The organism is Streptococcus equi subsp. zooepidemicus (assembly GCF_015689395.1).
Taxonomy (GTDB): domain Bacteria; phylum Bacillota; class Bacilli; order Lactobacillales; family Streptococcaceae; genus Streptococcus; species Streptococcus equi.
On record NZ_CP065054.1, the window covers coordinates 2077867 to 2099974 of the forward strand.

General features: G+C 38.5%; 20 protein-coding genes. 11 read left to right on the top strand and 9 right to left on the bottom strand.

What is annotated here, in order from left to right:
- Positions 1–12: 12 nt before the first annotated feature.
- The 5 genes from I2432_RS09860 to I2432_RS09880 all read right to left on the bottom strand — a co-directional run bounded on the left by I2432_RS09860 (position 13) and on the right by I2432_RS09880 (position 5634).
- On the bottom strand, positions 13–960 hold the full coding sequence (locus I2432_RS09860) for a YitT family protein (RefSeq protein WP_115251416.1): 948 nt from the start codon (positions 958–960) through the stop codon (positions 13–15).
- Positions 953–2701, bottom strand: coding sequence for an aspartate--tRNA ligase (aspS, locus tag I2432_RS09865; RefSeq protein ID WP_206158796.1), 1749 nt, complete (start codon positions 2699–2701; stop codon positions 953–955). Before aspS ends, I2432_RS09860 begins: the two co-directional genes overlap by 8 nt.
- A 156-nt stretch (positions 2702–2857) precedes the next feature.
- Positions 2858–3598: an ABC transporter permease gene (locus tag I2432_RS09870; RefSeq protein ID WP_052495596.1), complete on the bottom strand. Its 741-nt coding sequence runs from the start codon at positions 3596–3598 to the stop codon at positions 2858–2860.
- Entirely contained in the window at positions 3585–4505 is a 921-nt protein-coding gene (locus I2432_RS09875) for an ABC transporter ATP-binding protein (RefSeq protein WP_042671458.1), read from the bottom strand. The genes I2432_RS09870 and I2432_RS09875 overlap by 14 nt, the downstream gene beginning before the upstream one ends.
- Before the next feature lie 10 nt (positions 4506–4515).
- Positions 4516–5634 carry a ThiF family adenylyltransferase gene (locus tag I2432_RS09880; RefSeq protein WP_206158797.1) on the bottom strand — a complete coding sequence of 373 codons (1119 nt, stop codon included), beginning with the start codon at positions 5632–5634 and terminating at the stop codon, positions 4516–4518.
- Between the two features lie 62 nt (positions 5635–5696).
- Here I2432_RS09880 and I2432_RS09885 point away from each other — a divergent pair, with 62 nt between their 5' ends.
- On the top strand, positions 5697–6605 hold the full coding sequence (locus I2432_RS09885; protein ID WP_231140702.1) for a LytR/AlgR family response regulator transcription factor: 909 nt from the start codon (positions 5697–5699) through the stop codon (positions 6603–6605).
- Positions 6595–7887, top strand: coding sequence for a sensor histidine kinase (locus I2432_RS09890; protein WP_206158798.1), 1293 nt, complete (start codon positions 6595–6597; stop codon positions 7885–7887). The genes I2432_RS09885 and I2432_RS09890 overlap by 11 nt, the downstream gene beginning before the upstream one ends.
- 204 nt (positions 7888–8091) lie before the next feature.
- Here the strand turns inward: I2432_RS09890 and hisS are convergent, their stop codons facing one another.
- Positions 8092–9372, bottom strand: coding sequence for a histidine--tRNA ligase (gene hisS, locus I2432_RS09895; protein ID WP_206158799.1), 1281 nt, complete (start codon positions 9370–9372; stop codon positions 8092–8094).
- Positions 9373–9431: 59 nt separating this feature from the next.
- Positions 9432–10262 carry a hypothetical protein gene (locus tag I2432_RS09900; RefSeq protein WP_206158800.1) on the bottom strand — a complete coding sequence of 277 codons (831 nt, stop codon included), beginning with the start codon at positions 10260–10262 and terminating at the stop codon, positions 9432–9434.
- A 268-nt stretch (positions 10263–10530) separates the two neighbouring features.
- On the opposite strand from I2432_RS09900, the gene rpmF reads away from it, so the two are divergent.
- Positions 10531–10713: a 50S ribosomal protein L32 gene (gene rpmF / locus I2432_RS09905; protein WP_012516460.1), complete on the top strand. Its 183-nt coding sequence runs from the start codon at positions 10531–10533 to the stop codon at positions 10711–10713.
- Between the two features lie 15 nt (positions 10714–10728).
- The gene (rpmG, locus tag I2432_RS09910) at positions 10729–10878 is read left to right on the top strand and encodes a 50S ribosomal protein L33 (RefSeq protein WP_001265622.1); all 150 of its coding nucleotides are present in this window, start codon (positions 10729–10731) and stop codon (positions 10876–10878) included.
- A 104-nt stretch (positions 10879–10982) separates the two neighbouring features.
- Here the strand turns inward: rpmG and I2432_RS09915 are convergent, their stop codons facing one another.
- Both I2432_RS09915 and I2432_RS09920 read right to left on the bottom strand, forming a co-directional pair.
- Entirely contained in the window at positions 10983–11732 is a 750-nt protein-coding gene (locus I2432_RS09915; RefSeq protein WP_043039543.1) for a Panacea domain-containing protein, read from the bottom strand.
- 4 nt (positions 11733–11736) lie between these two features.
- Positions 11737–12381: a nucleotidyltransferase family protein gene (locus I2432_RS09920; RefSeq protein WP_206158801.1), complete on the bottom strand. Its 645-nt coding sequence runs from the start codon at positions 12379–12381 to the stop codon at positions 11737–11739.
- Between the two features lie 411 nt (positions 12382–12792).
- On the opposite strand from I2432_RS09920, the gene I2432_RS09925 reads away from it, so the two are divergent.
- The 7 genes from I2432_RS09925 to I2432_RS09955 all read left to right on the top strand — a co-directional run bounded on the left by I2432_RS09925 (position 12793) and on the right by I2432_RS09955 (position 22023).
- Positions 12793–14619 carry a cell surface protein gene (locus I2432_RS09925; protein ID WP_206158803.1) on the top strand — a complete coding sequence of 609 codons (1827 nt, stop codon included), beginning with the start codon at positions 12793–12795 and terminating at the stop codon, positions 14617–14619.
- A 251-nt stretch (positions 14620–14870) separates the two neighbouring features.
- Positions 14871–16673 (top strand): sensor histidine kinase, encoded by a 1803-nt coding sequence (locus I2432_RS09930; protein WP_206158805.1) that lies wholly within the window; start codon positions 14871–14873, stop codon positions 16671–16673.
- Positions 16651–17250: a response regulator transcription factor gene (locus I2432_RS09935; RefSeq protein WP_115251423.1), complete on the top strand. Its 600-nt coding sequence runs from the start codon at positions 16651–16653 to the stop codon at positions 17248–17250. The genes I2432_RS09930 and I2432_RS09935 overlap by 23 nt, the downstream gene beginning before the upstream one ends.
- A gap of 107 nt (positions 17251–17357) precedes the next feature.
- Entirely contained in the window at positions 17358–18284 is a 927-nt protein-coding gene (locus tag I2432_RS09940) for an AvrD family protein (protein ID WP_206158807.1), read from the top strand.
- Complete coding sequence (locus tag I2432_RS09945) at positions 18277–19053, top strand: AAA family ATPase (protein WP_012516469.1); 777 nt, start codon at positions 18277–18279, stop codon at positions 19051–19053. Before I2432_RS09940 ends, I2432_RS09945 begins: the two co-directional genes overlap by 8 nt.
- Before the next feature lie 8 nt (positions 19054–19061).
- The gene (locus I2432_RS09950; protein WP_115251425.1) at positions 19062–19733 is read left to right on the top strand and encodes an ABC transporter ATP-binding protein; all 672 of its coding nucleotides are present in this window, start codon (positions 19062–19064) and stop codon (positions 19731–19733) included.
- Between the two features lie 16 nt (positions 19734–19749).
- On the top strand, positions 19750–22023 hold the full coding sequence (locus I2432_RS09955; protein ID WP_206158809.1) for an ABC transporter permease: 2274 nt from the start codon (positions 19750–19752) through the stop codon (positions 22021–22023).
- Positions 22024–22108 lie beyond the last annotated feature (85 nt).

Here is a 22108-nt window from a genome sequence, read left to right on the forward strand (position 1 = left end):
GATACCTATTTCTTAGTTTTCATCTGATTCGACAAAGCGACCAATGATTCTAACATTTTCAGCAACAGAAACAAAAGCATTTGGATCTGTTTTAAGCATCAGCCACTTAAATTCACTATATTCCTCACGTGTGAGAATCGTAATTAAAACAGCCTTATGCTCATGCCTGTAGGTGCCTTCAGCGTCATTGATACTGGTTACCCCTCGGTGCAGCTTTTTATGAATCATGTGAATCACCTTGTCAGGACAGCTGGTCACAATGGTTGCCTGCATTTTCTTTTGCTTGGTAAAAATCGCATCAGTCACTCGACTAGAAACGAAAATAGTCACCATCGAATAAAGCGCATACTGCCAGCCAAACAACAGTCCTGCAAAAGCCATAATCACACCATTGATCATCAATGAAAGGTTACCGACATCTTTTCCTGTTTTCTTTCTAAGTGTTAGGCTGATAATATCCGTACCACCACTAGAAATGCGAGACTTGAAGCCTGTACCGATCCCCAAACCCATAACCAAGCCACCAAATATAGCATTAATCAGTGGGTCAGTCGTCAAGGTCACCTGAGGCATGATTTGGATAAAGAAAGAGCTCATACTAACGGTAATAAAGGTAAAAATCGTAAATTTATGACCAATCTTATACCAAGCTAAGACTAAAAGAGGAATGTTAATCACGTAAAAAGCTAAAGCAACAGGAATCTCAAAGCCCCATAAATGGTGGCTGATGGCAGAGATAACCTGAGCAAGCCCTGTTGCACCACTTGAGTAGACATGACCCGGTTGGAAAAAGAAATTAACAGCTATACTAGACAATATGCCATAGAGTAAAGAGGCCGAAATTTTCTCTGTATACTTCTCCTTGGAAATGCTTTTTACGGCATGAAGCAAGCCAATTTTTTTGGCTCCTCTATTAATCAGGTATTTTACTCTTTTCCTATAGGTTGTTTTTTTAATCATGATGTTCTATTTGAAGCTGAAGCTCCTCTAATTGCTTTTCAGATACCAGACTAGGCGCCTGTGTCATTGGATCAGATGCTTTATTGTTTTTAGGAAAGGCAATAACCTCTCGAATGTTGTCCTTACCAGCAAGCAGCATGACAAGCCGATCAAGACCAATAGCAAGACCACCAAGTGGTGGGAAGCCATACTCCATAGCCTCTAGTAAGAAGCCAAATTGCTCATTGGCCTCCTCAGCTGTGAAGCCTAGTGCTCTAAACATACGCTCTTGCATGTCTTTTTGGTTGATACGAAGGCTGCCGCCGCCAAGCTCATAACCATTTAAGACAATATCGTAAGCAACAGCGCGAACCTTAGCTAAATCACCCTCTAGCTCATGAGCTGACTCTGCTGTTGGTAATGTAAATGGGTGATGGGCAGACATGTAACGCCCTTCCTCTTCTGACCATTCAAACATTGGCCAGTCAACAATCCAAAGGAAATTAAATTGATACATGTCAATCATGTCAAGCTCTTTAGCAATACGTGTCCGAAGCGCTCCCAGAGTATTATTAGCCACCTCTAGAGTATCCGCAACAAACAAGATCAAATCATTATCCTCAAGCTGTAAAGCTTCTGTCAACTTACTTTCCACACTTGTCAAGAACTTAGCAATTGGTCCAGCAAATGCACCATCAGCTACCTTCAGCCATGCTAGTCCTTTAGCCCCAAATTGCTTAGCAAATTCTGTCAGCTTATCAATGTCCTTTCGCGAGTAGCGATCCGCATGTCCCTTGACAACAATTGCCTTAACAGCCTGTGCCTCAGAAAATACCTTAAAGTCAATCTCCTTGACAAGGTCTGTCAAGTCTTGTAAAAGCATATCAAAGCGTGTATCTGGCTTATCTGAGCCATAATGATTCATGGCGTCATCATAAGCCATGCGCGGAAATGGCAGCTTAACCTCTATGCCCTTTGTATCCTTCATAACCTTTGCAATCATCCCCTCAACAATATCTTGGATTTCTTGCTCAGATAAAAATGACGTTTCCAAGTCAACCTGTGTAAACTCAGGCTGACGATCTCCTCGTAAATCTTCGTCGCGGAAGCACTTAACAATCTGGTAATATCGATCAAAGCCCGCATTCATTAACAATTGCTTTGTGATTTGTGGGCTTTGCGGTAAAGCATAGAAATGTCCCTGGCTGATACGGCTTGGTACAAGGTAATCACGCGCTCCCTCTGGCGTTGACTTTGTCAACATCGGTGTCTCAACATCAATAAATCCAAGATTATCCAAGTAATTACGAATAACATGCGTCGTTTTGGCACGAAGCTTAAAGCTTTCCAGCATTTCTGGACGTCGAAGATCTAAATAACGGTAGCGTAAACGCATATCGTCACTAACCTCAACACCGTCCTTGATTTCAAACGGTGTCGTTTTAGCTGTATTAAGAATGGTTAAGCCTGAAACCTTTAGCTCTACTGCACCCGTAGCTAGCTTATCATTAGCCTGCTGACGTGCCTCAACACTTCCTTCAACCTCAATCACGTATTCGCTGCGTAAGCGCTCAGCAGTCGCCATCACATCACCTGAAACGTCCTCTGGATTAATAACCAGCTGCATCACTCCCTCACGATCACGCAAATCAATGAAAATAAGGCCGCCCAAATCACGACGGCGACTTACCCAGCCTTTTAAAACAATCGTTCTTCCAATATGTTCCTCTCGGACGTGTCCTGCATACATGCTACGCTTCATAAATAAGATACCAAGAGCAAATAAAGAGTCGACACTCCCTACCTGTCTTTGTTCCTTTCTCTAATTAAAAATATCATTACCACTTATTATAACAAAAAGCAATTAAAAACCCCACCCATTTGAGTAGAGTTTTTAAGAAATAGCAGAGCCCATACCTTAATTTTGCCTGTTTAGCCAATTGACTGAAAGTAAGGCAGTGGCAACCAGCCATAACAGTAACACCACAAACTTGATAACTGAAATGGAATGTCCCAAATAAACCGTCTCTCGAATCAAGTCTCCTGATGGTATAAATGGCAGAAAATGATATCCCCTTAAAATCACCTCAGGTATACGTTCTGCAGGATACATTATAGGTGAAAACAATAAGCCAATCATCAACAATAATTGGGTTATCAGCGTCATTGTACTTGGAGTTGACCAATAAGCAATGGCAAATCCCATACTGATCATTGTCATTAAAACTAATGGCAAAATGAGAAACGTCGCTAAGGACAGCTGGGGCAATATTTGAAATTTTAAATAAACAACCGCAATTGACACACCAACACCAATCAAAGCAGTTAATGTCCAAATCAATAGATCAGATAGCAGGATCAAGCTTCTTAGGACGGGTAATGTTTGAATATAGCTCACAATGCCATCTCTTTTATCACTACTGATTGATTGTGCTGATACCGTACAGCCAATGGTAATCATACCAATCGTTACTGAGCCAGAAGCAAGATAGTAGACTGTTTGCACAGTATCATCAGCAATAATAAGCGAATAACCGTAAACCAGTGCAATTGTCATAAAAAATTGAATAACGCTACACAATAATATCAACGATTTATGGCGAATAAAGCTCCAATTTAACAAGCTTAGAAATTGGTAAGTAACACTAATCTTCTTCATCTGACAGCTCCTCATAATAATCATTTAACCCTAGCGTCGTAATACTATATTGAACAATGGTATCTGATGACAAATGTATGCCTAACCAATTCAATAATGCTGTCATTTCCTTATTATCCATTATTGTTATAGCTTCATTGTCATCCCCACCAAGTGAGTAAGCAAATGGGTATTCTTCCAAGGCTTTTTGATCTCTAAATAAAATGGATATTCTACTCTTTGGATTACTAGATAGATTTCTTACTGCTCCTGAGCTTTTTACTTCCCCCTTTTCAAGCAAATAATAAGCATCTGCATATTTTTCAACCTCTAAAATATTATGGGTGACAACAATAACGATATGTCCCTTTGCCGCCATCTTTTTTAAGTATAACCATAATTTTATACGTCTTATAGGATCAACATCATTTGTCGGCTCATCTAGTAAAACAATCTTCGGAGCAGCAATAACAGCCATTGCAAACGACGTCAATCTTTTTAGTCCACCAGAGAGTTTCTCTCCGACAGTATTTTGCCACTTAATAAGACCGAGTTCTTGAATTAATTCCTGAACCTCTGTCTCCAATAATTTTCCGGACAGCCCCCTGATCCTTCCAATTGATGAAATAGCTTGTTTAATTGTGATTCCTTTTAAGGGAGCATGTAGCTGAGGCATCATTGACGTATTTTTTCTAGCAATTTTAGGTGATTTGACAAACGAACAGTCTAGAAATGAAATATCACCCACATCAGGTTTTATATTACCAATAATCTGGTTTAGTAGGGTTGTTTTACCAGCTCCATTATGACCTATCAAGGCTGTTATTTCACTGGATTTAAAGACACAATGTAAATCCCTATTGGCATAAGAGCCATCTCTGGCATACCTTTTTGAAAGTGACCTCACCATTAATTCATATTGTTCCATTGATTAACTCCTACCCATAATGACTAAATATTTCCCAATCATTACTGTTGCCATGACCACAAGTCGGACACTCTTTGAAACGTGGCCAAGGCTTATGTGTAAATGAAGCACCTGTTTCATAATTTATTTCAAACTGAGTAGATTTACTCATAGGTATACAAAAATTTGTCAATATTCTTATTGCCTCATCTACTATTGCTCCACTTAACTGAAAAATTGCTGGTCCATAGGCTACTGTGGGGGGATTAAAGTTGATTTTTTGAAATTCAACAAATTGATCAATAAAATTTGGTGAAGTCTTAGTATAGTGGATATTTAAACAATCAAAGCAGCCTGTTTCTCTAGGAACAACACTATATACTCTGCCTCTACTTACTTGAGAGCCACCAAAAACACAAGGGACACCAGCTTTTATGATAGCTTCATTAACCCTCCTTTGAGCTACAAAAGGAAGCTCATCAATAGCACAAATGACTAAATCAATATCTACTAATAAATCTAAAACATCAGTAGTTGAATTGATTTTTTTATCTATTGTAGTTAATTTAACAGATGAATTCATTTTTTCAAACTCTCTTTTTGCTACTACAGTTTTTAATTCACCAATATCACTTTCTTTATATAGCATTTGGCGCCCTAAGTTATTTCTTTCCACTCTATCGTAATCCACAATAGTTAACTTTTTAGGTCCTAACCCTGCTAATAGTGTCAAAATATTTGAACCACCACCCCCTAAACCAAGTAGTAATATTGAACTATTGTTAATTTTCTTCTGAACAGCCAAACTATCTTCATAACTATCAAGATATCTTCTGAAATAATTCACATTTGACATATATCTGTCATCTACTGAGTCATTTTGCCCAAACTCCTCTATTAATCCTTCATTAGCAAGCAAATCAATCCCATATTCAATTGCTGATAACGTGATATTGGGAAATAACTCCTTCATTTCCTTAAAGATAATATTTAACTCTGTTCCATTTAAACGTGTTACTAATTCCCACAACTCCCCCGTTGGATCATTAAATTCCGTCGTAATATTAATTTGAGCGCCTATTCGAAACATGGTATCACTCAATTTATAAATTGGATAAATATCTTTAATACAAGGTCTGCTATAATTCATTTTTTACCCTCCTAAAAATATTAAAGTAGGCTGATAAAAACAGCCCACTTTAGAGTATTTAAATGACTACCCATGAAACTTCCATTGTCTCCATCGGTTTACGCACTGTTACTTCAGTCATTATTGCTCCCTCCTTTTATAGATTCATTTTATCAAAACATTCAGTCTATTATTATTATTTTGTAAAAAATAGCGCTTTTCATGTCATTTTTGGTATACTAAATACCACAGTCTATAGGATTATGGGGGGTACCATGCTTAAAATTGCTCTTTGTGATGACAATAAAGCTTTTGCAACAGCTGTAGAAGATCTATTATACCAATATAATCAATTAGTTCCAGTCGAGTTAGATATTTACGAAGATCCTTATCAATTAATACAGTCACTGTCTAATGATTATCATATTTTTCTTCTTGACATTGAAATGGATAATATGTCTGGAATAGCATTAGCCGAGCATATTAGGAAAGATAACCTCTCTGCTATTATTATCTTTTTAACAAGCCACAAAGAATACATGGAAAACATTTTTCACGTGCAAACCTTTGATTACCTGATTAAGCCTTTAAATGAACCCTATTTTTTTGAGTGCCTAAATAGAGCTCTAAGGGTTTTAGAGCTTGACAAAAAATTTTTTACCTTTTCATCTTGCCACTCCTACTATAGCTTAAGCTTAAACGATATTATCTATTTTGAAAAGGAAGGACGAAAAGTACTCATTCATACCAAGGACAAGACCTACTCTACCTTTTTATCAACCAAAGCATTACTAAAAGAGCTTCCTGAACAATTTATCCAAACCCATCATTCTTATGTATTTAACGTCAATTACTTCTATAAATTTGAAAATAATGACATAACATTAACTATTGATAACACGCGCTTTTTTACCATTCCTATCAGTCGGAAATTTAAAAAGGGTATTCAGGAAAACATCTTTTCTAAGCTAAGGAGAGTAAATGGTTATTAACGCTATTTTTCACCTTTATACGTCAGTTGTTAATATTGTGATTGTTAATTATTTTTTTCGTCAGAAAAATGGTCAGCTAGCTACCTTTAAAAACATAGGTTATCTCTCTTTTTTAGTATTCATAGAATGCTGCACTCATTTTTTTGTATCAGGAAGCTATGCCTCACTGATAACCCTGACTTGTTCTTTGGTAACATCACTGATAATATCTAGTAGCTATCGTTACTCCATGAAACAGTGTATCTTTTGGTCTGTTACACTTCAAAGCATAGGTATCTTGCTAGAAGCAAGTTTAGGGATCGTTTTAATATCTCTTAATTATCAAATCTCTTCTATCAGTGGGACATTTTTATTCATAAACCTGCTCACCATATCCAGTAGTATCCTTATATTTGTATTAAAGCAGCTCTTTTTAAAGACTACAGACAATTGGCTTGATGAGCAAACACAAACCAACTGGATACTAAAGCTATCTATTATTCCAATGATAAGTCTTTCTCTGCTACTGCTACAGCTTCTTCGATTAAAAGAAGAACCTTTATTTGACTTGTTTACAATACTACTAACACTTGGATTTATCATTATCACGATTACTTCGCTTTATCTGTATACTTACATTTCAGAGCAGCATTTACAAATGCAAGACATTAACTTAGATAGGGTGCGATTCCAGTCAGAGCTGAAGCATTTAGAAAATGTCAAGGAAAATCAATTAAGCATTAGAGCTCTTAAGCATGATCTACATAATCAAAACATTGTCCTATTAGGACTTCTGGAGCAAAAGCAGTACGCTAAAGCCAAACAATTACTGAATCATAACCTTAACCTGCTAGATGGGACAGATACTTTCTTTACCAATGATACTATTTTAAATTATTTACTTAATCAAAAAGCAGTAGTAGCCAAAAAAAATGGTATTGTGTTAGATATTCACTGCCTTATCCCTACAAACATAAGCCTAAAGACTGAAGTTATTTCAGTTATTATAGGAAATCTACTTGATAATAGCATTGCTGCAACTATTCGCAATCAAAATAAAGGTGAAAAGCAAATACAATTAAAGGTGAGGCTCTTTAAAAATCAGCTCCACATTGATATCGAAAACTTTTTTGATCCAAAAGAGCTTGCCTCCAGAAGTCAACGGAAAAAAGACGGATTGGGAATTAAAAATGTTCAAAAAATTGTTCAACAGTATTATGGACTATATCAGCAAACCATAGATAATAACATCTATAAAGTCAGCATTATCTTCTCTAACATTGTTTTAGTTTCTCAACAATAGCATTACCCCACCACCAGCTATAAGTATAGCTGCTGACATTCCAAATAAGGGTGCTTTCAAACTGACTACTAAAGATGGGAAAAATAATCCTTAGTATAGGTATAATATCACAAAATCACACAATATCATTGCTACTAAAGCAACGACATTGTGTGATTTTTTAATATCTTAATAACTCATGCCACTTTTTTCAGTTTTCTTGCTTTACTGAACACATTCTGCAAAAATGCTGGCAAAATCTGTTTGGATTTGGTCAAAGCTAACTGTCATTTCTTGACGGGTTTGATTATGCTTAAGGACAGCTTGACCTGCTTTGATTTCACTTTCACCCAGGGTGATGACTACCTTTGCCTTGAAAGTGTCAGCTGACTTGAATTGTGCCTTGATTTTACGTCCGAGATAATCACGTTCTACGATGAAGCCCTGACGGCGAATGGCCTGTGTCAAGGCTAGCGCAGCCACATTGGCGTCAGCCCCTAAAACAGCTATATAGACGTCCAAGCCTTCTTCGACTGGCAGTTCAACGCCTTGCTTATCAAGGATAAGCAAAAGACGCTCCAGACCAAGTCCAAAACCAAAGCCAGGGGTTGCTGGTCCACCAAAGTACTCCACAAGACCATCATAGCGACCGCCAGCACAGATCGTCAGCTCAGACTGATCCACCTCTGTTATGAATTCAAAAATCGTGTGGTTGTAATAATCAAGCCCACGCACCATATTGGTATCAATAACATAAGGAATAGTAAGTGCCTCAAGCATGCTGCGCACAGCATCAAAGTGGGCTTGGCTCTCCTCATCAAGATAATCAAGAATAGATGGGGCATTTGCTACCGCGGCCTTATCCTCTTTTTCCTTAGAATCAAGCACGCGCAGAGGGTTTTCATCTAAACGGCGCTGACTATCCTTGGACAAGGTCTCACGCATTGGAGATAGGTAATCAATCAAGGCCTGACGATAGGCTGCGCGACTAGCTGCATTTCCAAGGCTATTCAAATGCAAGGTCACCTCTTTAATACCAAGCCTTTCAAAGAGGTGATAAGCCATGGCAATCGTCTCAACATCAGTGGCAGGATTGGCAGAGCCAAAGCACTCTACACCAATCTGGTGAAATTCACGCGAACGGCCGACCTGCGGACGCTCATAACGAAACATTGACCCAATATAATACAGCTTGACAGGCTTTTGAACCTCTGGCGCAAAGAGCTTGTTTTCCACATACGAACGAACAACTGGGGCTGTCCCTTCTGGACGAAGCGTGATATGACGGTCACCCTTATCATAGAAGTCATACATTTCCTTGGTCACAATATCAGTGGTATCACCTACTGATCGGCTAATGACCTCATAATGCTCAAACATAGGTGTTCGGATTTCACCATAATGGTATTGCTTAAAGGTTTCACGTGCAACACCTTCAACATATTGCCACTTAGCAGCAGCCACAGGCAAAATGTCCTGTGTCCCTTTTGGTTTTTGAAGCTTCATATTATTTCCTCTTTTACTAGTATTTATATATTTTACCATAGAATAGCTTCATTAGTCTGTTAAAGTACAGAAAAGCTACGGACCAATTTACCGCCTCGAATATCTAAAACAATCATATCTTGGATATCTCCACTTCGACTAGATCTACTCACCCTGTCAAACCCCACTTTATAATAGCCATCCCACAAGCAGGTAAAGTCTAGACTTTTTATTCTATCAGAAAAATCCAACCTGGGGCCAGACAAATCGTCTTGTTCCTCTTCTGACATTCGCCAATCAAAATCTATACGAATTTCCAACACGTGATTTTTCAAATACTTTGAAACATCAATATGATAATAGCCACCTATTGATAGCCCAGCTTCTCTATTATTAGATGCATCTTGAGATAATTCATTCCTGCCTCGTACAACATCTTCCCTAATCAGCTCTCCATCCGAATCAGAAATCGTCTGGACACTTTGTCCTGTTACGGATATAAGCTTCAAATCCTCAGTCTCCAACTCGCTAAATAGTTGTTTGATCTGAGCAGCTTGCGCTTTGACAGCTGGTTGCTGCCACATAGCTTCTTCCCTAATTCCCATGTCAACTTCTGCATCAGCCAAATCTTCCTCAGGTGATTTATAGGTAGCAATCGAAATACTATCCTTCAGACTAATAACCTTACCGTCTACTTCTTCGCTGTAGGTAAAATAAAGTCTCTCACTACCTGTCTCAATCATCTTAGTATAGTCGTCTACAGTGATTTTCCCTTGGTATCCTAAGGTTTGAAATTTTTTAATAATAGTGGGGCTATACTCTGTTACAACACGTTCTTTTTCTGCCTGTGAAACACCACAACCAGTCAAAGCAACGACAAAGCATAGCAGACTTAATAATTTTCCAAACATCTTAATCTCCTAAAATAACCACCTTTGTCTCATTTTACCATTTTTTAGGATTTTTGGAGAATAGCAGAGCTTTTTAATAAAATTTTTGTCAAGTAACTTTACTTTACATAAAAGATATGATATGATACTGAGGTTGGCAAAAGCCATAACATCAAACAGATAACAATGGGCCAAAGATTTGAGACAGATAGGCTAGCATAAGATCATGCTCACCCACTCGTCACCAATCTTTTAATAGACCCTTGATCATTTAACGGAGGATAAAAAAATGGCAGTTCCTGCACGTCACACGTCAAAAGCTAAAAAGAACAAACGTCGTACACACTACAAATTGACTGCACCATCAGTAAAATTTGATGAAACAACTGGAGATTACTCACGTTCACATCGTGTCTCACTTAAGGGATACTACAAAGGACGTAAAATCGCTAAAGCTAACGCAGCTGAATAATAGAAGGGAGATACCATGCGCGTAAATATCACACTTGAACATAAAGAATCTGGTGAACGCTTGTACCTTACTTCAAAAAACAAACGTAACACTCCAGACCGTCTTCAATTGAAAAAATACTCACCAAAATTACGTAAACATGTTGTGTTTACAGAGGTAAAATAATTGAGTAAATCAAAAGCCCTTGAAATCAACGTTTCAAAGGCTTTTTTCTTTTGGTTTTGATGAGACAACTGAGTATTCTCAGCTAATACAATAAGCAAAAGTACTTATGGTAACAATCTTTCATATCTGCCTTGGGCTAAAATAACCTCATCAGTGATCTCACAATTTAACTGTGGACGAAAAACAGTCTGCCAAGGTCCTTTTTCAGAGTGCGTCAGCTTAACCAATTCTCCTCCTGTTAAATCTCCATATTGTTTCACAACATCTAATAACACAGGCACAATCTTCTTTGCGTCTTCGACCAATAGCATTCTACCTAAGGCTTGCGGAAGATGTATGTCTTTTAAAATATATTCTGTATGATCATCGATATCTATCACTTCAGAACCATATTTTTTAAAGCTGTGATACACCTCTTCTACTACAGGACCATATTGAAAAGCAACTATTTTTTCATCAAATAAGGATTCACCATAGGCAAGAAGATATGTTTTATAGGCAAGATAAACTAACTTTTGCAATTGTAAGTGTGAGAGTGGACGCATTGCTAAGAAAAATTTAGCAACATCAATGGCACTAATTTTAGAGTCGGATTGTAAAACCTGTTCAAATTCATCGAAGTCTTGACAAACCATAATATCCTCAAAAAAGGAATCTAACTCAATGACACTTTGCCAATCAGCACTATCTGTAACAAAAGAATGCACACCAACATCATCTCTATTGATATGACTCAGCCGCTGCATTTTTTCTTCAATAGCAACATGATCCAATTGACCTTCTGTCGCTAAGTGAAAGCCAACTCTCTCACCTCTTGCATATGAACTAGCAACTAAAATAAAATGCTGATACATATGGTTATTCCTCCTTTTCTAAATTAGCATCAAAATAATTTTGGGGTAGTGATATATATTGTCGTTTTTGCTTATGCTCTTTATGTGACAGCTCATTTAAGCGTGATTGCTCTGGATCCCAAATCTGTAATTCCCATGGAAAAAACCGATTATTTCCATTTTTAAAATATAGATGGATACCTTTATAGTCGCCATCTGTTCTTAAATACAATTTAGCAATATTAGTCACTCGATGATCATTTTGCAAAGCATCAAAAACAGCTTCTAAGTTATTGACCAAGATCCTAAATCCAAGAAAATCATTCAAGCATTTATTTAAGGGAATCCTTCCAAACTCATGATTCTCGCTCATGTAGTATAAAAGTTTCTCACTAATAGATTCTGCTTGCTTTATTCTCCATCTAATGCCTATAAACTGATGTCGTATGCTTGAGACTTGACTAATATTCCTATTTAGCCTTGCTTTATAAGAAACGATGAGCTCTTGGAACTCCCTATCAATACGATTGTTAACGACTACCGAACTGACACTCTTTTTCAAATTAAAGCATAGAAGAGCTCCTAAACCCGAAGAAAATGAATAGTGTAATCGATTGATTTCACTAATAATCTCAACAACACTTTCATATTGATAAGCTGCAATAGGCAATCAGAAACCTCCAAAAATAGCAAAAAACACAAGTATCACATCTGTCACCTGTGCATACCTCTATCCTACTAGCTATAGTCTATCTTTTTAAAGAATACTTGTCAACATTTCTACACCTGAAAGCATTTTGAAGCAACAATGTCAGCTAAGCCCAGCGTAGCCTTGCCAATCTTATGGTTTCCCAAGCACCGATATAAAGCTGTCATCTTCATCAAGAATTTCCTGATCAGCCTTGAACAAGATCAATTATATCATGATAAAATCAGACGTTTAATGATTGGATTAAAAAAAAAAAAAACGAAACTACGGAGGCGAATTGCCCAAAACGTATTCACAGCCTGCAAACGTCATGTTAAGATTTTTTGGAAGAATTTTAGAAAAAAACATTCGACGATATGTGAGGACTAAATCATGAAAAGACAATCAAACATCAGACGCTTGTGTCACCAAGCATTAGCAGCTACCCTCATCACAGGGAGTCTGATGGGAACAGGATTACTTGGAAATAAAGTTGTGTATGGAAGCGTAAGCACAGATGCAGAAAGGATAGAAAAAGCTTTACAAACGGGTAACGGGACACTTTCGTCAGAACTTAAAAAAATAACTGATCCCAATACGTTACTTGGACTACTGGTTGTTTTATCTGGTGATTTCGGTTTAGATACAGAAAGTAATAATCTTGCAATAGGACCACTTGCTGCTTTAATTAAACGTTTTAATAATGGTGGTATTGGGAATAATCAATACAATAATAACGCTAATAGAAAAGCGCTTTTTAATGAGATAAAAAGCAGAGTGTTAGCATTAGATGATGCTAAACAGTCCGAATGGGCAGCTAAACAAGATAAAAATAACCTCGAAAAGAAATTAAAAAGCGTTAATGATGCTTTCAAATCAGCAGTTGAGGCTTCAAATAAACTACAACAACTATTAGGTACTGAGCAACAAAAAACTAAAAAAGCTATTGAACAAGCTAATACTGCCAAAGAAACAGCTAAAAAAGCAACAGCAGCTAAAGAAAAGGCTGAAAAGGATGCCAAAACTGCTCAACAGGAAAGTGAACAAGCCAAAAAAGCTGCTGACCAGGCTGAAACTGAGAAAAAGAAAGCTGAAAGCGAAGCTAAAAAGGCCAGAGAAGAAACTAATAGATTAAGGGGAGAGGCTGAAAAATCTAAAACAGCTTTAGAAGCTCAAAAACAAAAGCTTGAACAAGAGATTAAGCAAGCTACAGAAGCTAAAACAGAAGCTGAACAAAAGCTAAAGGAGCTTCAAGAGTCTTCGATGAAAAATGACACTGCCGCCCAACAGCTCAAAAAAGAAAAAGAGGCCCTCGAAGCAAAACTTCAAGACCTTCAAAAACAAGCTAATGAAAAAACAACTGAAATTGAAAAGCTAAAGCAAGAGCTTGAAAATAACAAGAATAACAGTGGTCAGCTAAATCAAAAAGAAAAAGAGCTTCAAGAGCAACTGAATAAAGTTCAAGAAGAGCTGAAACAAAAGGAAATGGAGCTTGAAAAAGCTAAAGAACAGCTGAAGCAAGAACAAAAACCTCATGAAGGTGGCGGAGATTCTGACACTTCCAAGACAAGAATCACTGAGCTGGAACAACAGGTTCAAACACTAACCAAGGAAAAAGAGAACCTATCATCAACCCTTGAGTCAACAAAGGCTCAATTGTCAGAGACTCAAGCAAAGCTATCAGAAGCTCAAAAACAATTGACTGCTGCCCAAGAAAAGTTAACAACACTTGAAGCCGAGAAAGCAGCGCTTCAACAGCAAGTTGATACCATTTCAAAACAGCTATCAGAAGCGCGTGACCTTAGCGAAAAAGAAAAAGCAGCACTCCAAGAGCAGATTAATAAGCTAAAGGCTGAGATTGAGCAAAAGACCAAGGAAATTGAAGCTTTGAAGCAAGGCATGCAATCTCACCAAGGTCAAGAAAAGCCAAAGGATCCAAAAGTACCAGAAGATCCAAAAACTCCTGAGAAAAAAGATCAGCAACAAACACCTGAAAAACGTAGTATCCCTTGGACTGCTCTGACACCAGCTAAGCCAATTGACACTACCAAAGCTCCTAAGAGCTCAGCACCTAGCTCACAAACTGGGGTAGCAACACCTAAAAAGCAATTGCCAGCAACTGGTGATACAGCGACACCTAGCTTCTTTACCGCTGCTGCTATGGCAGTATTGGCTAGCGTCGGTGTCCTAACGCGCTCACCTAGACGCAAAAAGGATTAAAACAACCGTTAATAGGATATCAGGAAAGCCTTCTATGACAGTCATTATTCATAGGAGGTTTTTTATACCAAATAGACCTTTTATTGGCTTTTCATTTGATTCTTGATGGATTTTACTGCTAATTTCTGGCTCACCATCGTTGCATTCGTCTCATTATTTACAAATTTATTTGGTTAATATTGAAAATATGTTATGATTAATGTATTATTTTGGTATTATTTTTAAAAAATATTATTTTAGAATGGTAAAAAATGGAGGTAAGAGGCGCAATGGGTAACCGTCAGATGAGGCTGAAAAAATACTTCCTCAGATTTTTATTGTTATTATTTGCTGCAATCTACATTTATTTTTCCTCTTTTGCCTATCAGCATGCCTACCTTGGAATAAGTGCTGATTACGTTAATCATAGCTGGATTGTCAGCAATATCCATAATGGCGGGGAGGCTAGCTCCTCAAGGCTAGCTGTTGGGGATAAGATTTTAGAGATAGACCACAAAAGCAGTCAGGACAATCCTTTGCTAAATAAGCTGTTAATTGTCGAGCAAGCAACCTCAATGACTGTTTTGCATCAAGGCAAACAAAGGCAGATTGTCTTTAACAAAACAAATGGATCCAAAAAGATATTTCTGATGTTTAGCCTATTGTCACTCATCTTATTTGTCTTATCCTATGGCTATTCTAGAAGGCATGAGATCAGTCGAACTAGTCAGAGGTATTACATTTTTACCTTTTTAACATCGTTATTACTGGTTTCGATTATTCCATCAAGCATGGGAAATGTTGTTGCCCGCTTGATTTTAGTGATTTACATCACTTTGTTTCCCTTTTTTATTGATATGTTTTGGAGAGCAGGTACGCTGCAACAAGAATCCGTTAAATTTTCAAAATTTTCAAAACTGATCATCACCTATTCTGCTGCAACCCTCTGTTTATTGTTATATTCTAAGTGGTTTTCAGTTCCGCTCATCGTTACCATTTATTTGGTTCGAGGGATTTTCTATATTAGCTTTACCTTTTTAGTGGCTTTATTTTTAATCACCTTAGTTAAGGATATCAAAAACAATGCTTTTCCCAGACTCAATATTGTCCTGTTGGTTATTCTGTGCTTGCTGCCATTGTTTATCGGCTATGTGTTTCCTCTGCCCTACGATATCCCTTTTATGTACACGATACCCCTATTGCTGCTTCCGATTTTAGCGATCATCAATAACCTAATCATTAACAGGCTCACGACCTTTCGCTTTCATTTGCCAGTTCCAGTCCTCTATGTGCTCATTGCCATGCTAGGCACTGTGATGATCATTTGCTTGTATCTCATATCAGACTTTATGCCTAAGTGGTTAATGATTAGCTACAGCTTTTTACTAACCCTGTGCTCGATACCAATCGTAAAAGACCTGATTTTTTTAAATATCAGAACAGGCTACCAGCTGAGCAACAAGTCTATTTTCCTAGCAGTTGAGGCCGAAAGAGAGGATATTTCGATCTATCTGCATGATACGATCATACAAGACATTATTTATTACAAAAAAAGGCTGGAAAATATGGACGCCGTCTCAAAAAAGGCTGCTTCAGATATTCTTGATGATGTAATCTTTGAATTAAGGGAGCTGTGCTCAAATATTTATCCCCTGATGATTCAAGAGCTAGGCTTAAAGAACGCTATTTTAGACATCATCGCTAAATTTCAGAAAAAAGAATCTGTTATTATCAACGACAATATCCAAGTGGAGCAGCTTGATTTTGGGCAGCCCATTAATAATTTTATCCTCAGATCAATACGGGAGCTGATTAATAACAGCATTCTTCATGGCAATGCCAAGGAGATAGGTATACACATCTACAATGCTGAGCAATATGTGGTGATCAAGATTGTTGATGGCGGGCATTTCAAGATTGCTCGTCAGACAGAAGCGCCTCACTTTGGCTTAACTGTTATCGCTGAAAAGCTAGCATTGCTGGGTGGTCAATTGCTTGTTGACAAGCACCCTACGACTATTGTCATGCTCATTCCTAGAAAGCAGGTGAATTATGATAAAAATAGCAATCATTGACGACCACGAATTAGTTTTACAAGGCCTATATGATCGGTTAAAAAAGGAAACACATTTTGAGGTTGTCGGCGCCTTCACAAGCTACCAAGATCTGTTGTTTTGCTTGAAATATAAGTCTGTTGATGTTTTGATCATTGACCTCATGCTAAAGGATATCCATGGCTTTGACTTAATTGCACAAATCAAGCAGAAATACCAGATCGTGCCAAAAATGATTTTAATTTCAGGCTTTTATGAGCCCCTGCTGCACAAAAGAGCCTTGGATCTAGGCATAAAGGCATTTCTTCCAAAGGAATGCTCCTACGACGAATTAATTAGCACTGTCTACAATGTTTCAAAGGGAAATCAGGTGATTCCAGATGACTTGCTGCAAAAGCAAGAAAGCCATCTGCTAACCGAGTCAGAGATTGAGATATTGAGACTGATCTCAGATGAATACTCGAATGAAAAAATCTCCAAAAAGCTCTATATCAGCAGAAGGACTGTTGATACCCATGTTTCAAATATATGTGCCAAGCTCAATGTAACAAGCCGAGTGGGGGCAGTACGAGAGGCGATTAAGCTAAAGCTGATTTGATAAATCAGCCAAAAAAGGCAGACAGATATTCGTAAATTACGGATGTCTGTTTTTTGATAGTGTTTTATCATAAGCCTTGGTTATAAATAAGAAAAGGAGAGAAACTAATGGTTGATGTCGATACATTACTTGGTGACCACAAAACAAGGTATTTTGGTGATGGTCACAAAAGAACAAGCTACAGTATTAATCATGATCAAAATAACCAAGCTTACGGAACAATTACCCAATCGGGTGTGTGGTCAAATAAATCTGATAAGGTGATTCAGCCACATCTAAGCACCTTAGATGGCATTGTTCTAGCTAGTCTAGCAGCTGAAGGATATCTAAAAGAGCAATATGAAGCATGTGAAGATTTTTATTTATCTAAGTTTTCAGTCAAATCAGGCAGAAAGCCAATTGAAGATTTAAACAGGGTTCCAATTGTTATCCAAAAAAGCTCTTTCAATGGGGATAAGGCAAACTTTACGGTGTCAGTGCTGGATATGACTGTTAAACTAGTGTTTAAACGCATTGATACCTATGCAGTAAAAAACAACAAACCAACTGCAGAGGCAAAGGATTACTTGTCAAACCATTTAAAGGACATTCACCATCATATTTACGATGTTAACTTTTTAGACGCATTAGATATAGCAGATAAGTGCTCTATTTTTTGTAAGGCTAATAAGGCGGTGCGTCATGTCAGTAATTATAAGGGCATATCCTCTCAGCTATCCAGCAGCTATTCCTTATTAGAGCTCTTGATTATTTTCTCACAGATGGCTGAAATGCTGGCATATTATGCTGATGATATTGATAGAAGGTACAGTGAGACCTTGTGGATGAAAAATGTATCAGCTGAGCTCGTTGAGCCAATACCTGATGGTGAGCTGGCTCTTTTAGGTAAAATTACTAAAAACAAATTACTTGATATGAAAGGCAAGGACTGGAAGCTGTTTGAGATGTCAGGCACTGACACACAAAATCGAGTGAGAATTTCAAGTAAAATAGCCCATCAATTACCTAGTTCGGAGATGCTTAACAATGCTTAATAAAGAAATCAGACTTGTCATATCAGGCACCTATTCTACTGGTAAGACAACAACAGCAACAGCTCTGTCTATTGCGACAGGTATACCTTTGATTAATGCACTTTCAGCCAGAGAGATCCTGACCGACCTGTACCCAGGCAGACGCTTTCAGGATATGAATGCAACTGAGCTCATGGCTCTAGGATTAAAAAGATTTGAGGAGCGGGTGCGCGAGGAAGCCATTTTATACCTCCAGCATACCAATTTTATCTCAGATGGCTCAGTGCTAAATGAATGGATCTATGGGACAGTACGAATGAAGGTAGGCTTAAATCCGGGCTCTGGCTTCATTCATCGAGCTGCAAAGGCTATCCTTGGACTTCCTGGAAGAGGCTTTTATAAAAAATACATGAATGCCTATGGGCAGGTGGCAAGGCTGCATTCTCAGCAATGGTACACCGATGTTGTTCATCTTCCTGTTGAATTTCCTATGTCAGCTGATGGGCATAGGCCGGTCTCTGAGAGGTACCGGACACTATCAGACAAAGAAATCAGAGAAGGCTTTCTCTCCATTGGAAAAACACCGGAGCTTGTCAGTGGCAGTCAGGTCGAAAGGCTGCGAAAAATCATTAACCTATATGACCTGCCGGTTGTCGTTCCAATTGACGAGGCAGTCACTCAAGCAGAGGAGCAAATCAGAACCAACAGAGAAGCTGTCTCCAAGCGGATCATTGAGCAGTATAAAGAGCCTTCATTAAAAGAAAAAATAAAATTTATATCAGAATTTTAGGAGTGTAGATGATTTCATTTAAGAATATTAGCAAGACATACCAAGTCGGAGACCAAGAGGTTAAAGCATTAGATGATGTTTCCTTTACTATTGAAAAGGGAAGGTTTACCGTTATTTTAGGCCCCTCTGGTTCAGGAAAGAGCACGCTCTTAAATTTACTTGGAGGAATGGACCGGGCAAGCAAGGGAACCTTTATCTTTGAGGGAAAGGACATTACAGCCTTAAATGATAAAGCATTATCTGATTATCGCAAAGAGGTCGTAGGCTTTGTCTTTCAATTTTATAACCTTGTTCCAAGCCTAACAGCCTTAGAAAATATTAGTATCGCCGCACAGCTAACCGGAAACACCGCACAATCAGAGGTATTGTTGGATAAGGTGGGGCTATCTCATCGGAAAAACAATTTCCCTAGCCAGCTGTCAGGCGGAGAAATGCAGCGCGTATCCATAGCAAGAGCCCTGGCAAAGAAGCCCAAGCTATTGCTATGTGATGAGCCTACCGGTGCCCTTGATTCCAAAACAGGACAGCACATTATGCAGCTTCTTCAGGAGGCGTCAAAGGACGAGGACGTAGCGGTTGTTTTGGTGACACATAACACTGAGTTTAAAGCCTTTGGAGACACCGTTATTTACCTAAAGGACGGAAAGATAAGCTCGATTGATCATAAACAATCAGTTTAGAGGATTGGAGCTAAACATGAAATATCTTAATTTAAAGCTAAGGCGAGATCTAAAGCAGCATTGGCAGCAATTCTTTTCAGTGTTCTTGATGTCCTTATTAAGTGTTTTAATATTTGTTGGCCTACAGGGGGCTTGGCATGGACTGGAAAAAAGCTTAGACAACTATATATCCGCCTCTCATTTGCCAACCGTTTGGGTACAAGCAACAAAGCTATCGAAAAAAGACATTGAACAAATAGAAGCCCTAAATCAAGTCAGCAAGGCTAGACCCAAGATTAGGGTCACTGCGGCTATTGACTCTGATAGCGACCTAGAGCATTACTTAACGCTAGATTCATTACAGACTACCTCAGATCAGGTAACACGTGTTGTAGCCGGGGAGGCCTTTTCAACCAAAGAAACCGATAAGATATGGCTAAACAAAGAATATGCTGACGCTAATCACCTATCCCTCGGTGATAAGATCAGCCTAACAATATCAGGTCGGTCATTTAGCGTGACCCTTGCGGGCCTTGTCCAATCAGCAGACAGGATCTACTTTACAGGTAGCTTAGAGTATATAGCTCCTAATTATGATAACTATGCCTACGGCTACATCTCAAAAAAGAGCTTAGCTAAGCTCCTTCAGACGCAGCTGCCTGATAATATGATTGACATTTACACCTCATCTGACGATATTCGAGACGACATAGAGAACATTTTAGGCAATAAGCTCATCTCTTATTACAATCAAACAACCTTAACTGACGTCTCTGAGGCAGTCGATAGGGTAGGACAGATTAGGAATCTCTCTTACTTGTTCTCCTTTATTTTCATCTTACTAGCTATTCTATCTATGTTTACCACTATTAGACGTCTCATCGAAAGTCAAACAAAGGAAATTGCCATCATCAAGGCCTTAGGCTATTCTAACATACAGGTCAGTGGTCACTACATTTCCTTTGGCTTGTTAGTTGGAACATTAGGTGCTCTTGTTGGTCTGCTGGTATCTCCTGCTATGTCTTGGTTTGTCCTGGAGACCCAAAAGAGAATGTTTTCGCTTCCTAAGTGGGAAATTGCTTACTCTTTATCTTCTCTAGTGGTTGCTTTACTGGTGGTTATGATTTGTGTAACATCTGCTTACTTTGCTTCTCGAAAAGCCATCAAAGGGCTGCCAGCAGTATTCTTACGAGGAAAAAACAGGGAAGTCAAGCATATTTTGCTCGAAAAAATCAAGTCCTTATGGCGCAATATTTCCGATGAGGCTAAGTGGGCTATACGTGATGCTTTGACACACCGCATCAGAATTTTAATGGGGATTATAGGGGTAGCTGGCAGTATGATGCTTTTAATTGCCGGTATTGGCATGCCTATCTCTATGAATCACCTTGTTGATAAGGCCTATAACAAGGACTTTAGCTACGCCAAACGCTTGACGGTTTCTGACTACGAGTCGGCCAATAAGGCCTATAAAGGCCAATGGGTGCAAATCAATCAAGCCCACTTCTCAAAAGACGACGGCTACAATCGTCTCTTGATCATTATCAGCAAAGGAAGCCTTGTTAATGCCACAACAGAAGATGGTGACAAGATAAAAGAGGGAGGCCTCTATGTTACCAACAGCTTTGCAAAGCTAGCCAATATCAAGGTGGGAGACAAGCTATCTGTCACACCTTACCAGGATAAGCACCAATATTCCTTTAATGTTAAGGGAATTCTAACCAGCGAAACCAATCAAGGTGCCTATATCATGGCTGATACCTTCAAAAAAGCAGGCGGAGCTTTTCACCCACACACATTGTTAGTAGATAAGCATGCTTCTGCTTCTACAATTGCTCAGGATCAGAATGTTTTAACCGTCATTGATAAGTCCAGCCAAGAAAGCAATGCCTATGACCTTGTCAATAGTCTAATGAGTGTCTTTTTGATGATCATTGGCTTTGCCTTGCTGCTGGTCATCGTTGTGCTGTATAATCTAGGCTCCTTAAATTTTGTAGAGCGTACAAGAGACTACGCAACCCTTCAGGTTCTAGGATTTTCAAAAAGAAATCTCCAAAATATAACAATGCTTGAAAATCTCATGACAACCTCTGTGGGCTGGCTCTTGGGAATTCCTATGGGGATTTGGTTTTTAGAGCAGTATGTTGCTACCTTCTCGACGATACGTCTTGAATATACCGCTTATGTCACTTGGCAGGTTCTGCTGGCGGCAAGTGTCCTTGTCTGGCTAACATCATTAATGACCACTCTTTTCATCAGTAGAAAGATTAGAACAATTGACATGGTTGATGCCTTAAAGGGAGTCGACTAACCTCACTTTATCACATACCTGACTCTCTCTTTTATGGTTAAGCATCATCACTGCACCAGTTCTGATAGGAGGACTGATAAAACAA

Coding starts and splice junctions, on each gene's coding strand:
- rpmF (WP_012516460.1), top strand. CDS start 10,531: ATGGCAGTTCCTGCACGTCACACGTCAAAAGCTAAAAAGAACAAACGT.
- I2432_RS09925 (WP_206158803.1), top strand. CDS start 12,793: ATGAAAAGACAATCAAACATCAGACGCTTGTGTCACCAAGCATTAGCA.
- aspS (WP_206158796.1), bottom strand. CDS start 2,701: ATGAAGCGTAGCATGTATGCAGGACACGTCCGAGAGGAACATATTGGA.
- I2432_RS09930 (WP_206158805.1), top strand. CDS start 14,871: ATGGAGGTAAGAGGCGCAATGGGTAACCGTCAGATGAGGCTGAAAAAA.
- I2432_RS09885 (WP_231140702.1), top strand. CDS start 5,697: ATGACTACCCATGAAACTTCCATTGTCTCCATCGGTTTACGCACTGTT.
- I2432_RS09875 (WP_042671458.1), bottom strand. CDS start 4,505: ATGGAACAATATGAATTAATGGTGAGGTCACTTTCAAAAAGGTATGCC.
- I2432_RS09915 (WP_043039543.1), bottom strand. CDS start 11,732: ATGTATCAGCATTTTATTTTAGTTGCTAGTTCATATGCAAGAGGTGAG.
- I2432_RS09890 (WP_206158798.1), top strand. CDS start 6,595: ATGGTTATTAACGCTATTTTTCACCTTTATACGTCAGTTGTTAATATT.
- hisS (WP_206158799.1), bottom strand. CDS start 9,372: ATGAAGCTTCAAAAACCAAAAGGGACACAGGACATTTTGCCTGTGGCT.
- I2432_RS09870 (WP_052495596.1), bottom strand. CDS start 3,598: ATGAAGAAGATTAGTGTTACTTACCAATTTCTAAGCTTGTTAAATTGG.
- I2432_RS09945 (WP_012516469.1), top strand. CDS start 18,277: ATGCTTAATAAAGAAATCAGACTTGTCATATCAGGCACCTATTCTACT.
- I2432_RS09940 (WP_206158807.1), top strand. CDS start 17,358: ATGGTTGATGTCGATACATTACTTGGTGACCACAAAACAAGGTATTTT.
- I2432_RS09880 (WP_206158797.1), bottom strand. CDS start 5,634: ATGAATTATAGCAGACCTTGTATTAAAGATATTTATCCAATTTATAAA.
- rpmG (WP_001265622.1), top strand. CDS start 10,729: ATGCGCGTAAATATCACACTTGAACATAAAGAATCTGGTGAACGCTTG.
- I2432_RS09935 (WP_115251423.1), top strand. CDS start 16,651: ATGATAAAAATAGCAATCATTGACGACCACGAATTAGTTTTACAAGGC.
- I2432_RS09900 (WP_206158800.1), bottom strand. CDS start 10,262: ATGTTTGGAAAATTATTAAGTCTGCTATGCTTTGTCGTTGCTTTGACT.
- I2432_RS09955 (WP_206158809.1), top strand. CDS start 19,750: ATGAAATATCTTAATTTAAAGCTAAGGCGAGATCTAAAGCAGCATTGG.
- I2432_RS09950 (WP_115251425.1), top strand. CDS start 19,062: ATGATTTCATTTAAGAATATTAGCAAGACATACCAAGTCGGAGACCAA.
- I2432_RS09860 (WP_115251416.1), bottom strand. CDS start 960: ATGATTAAAAAAACAACCTATAGGAAAAGAGTAAAATACCTGATTAAT.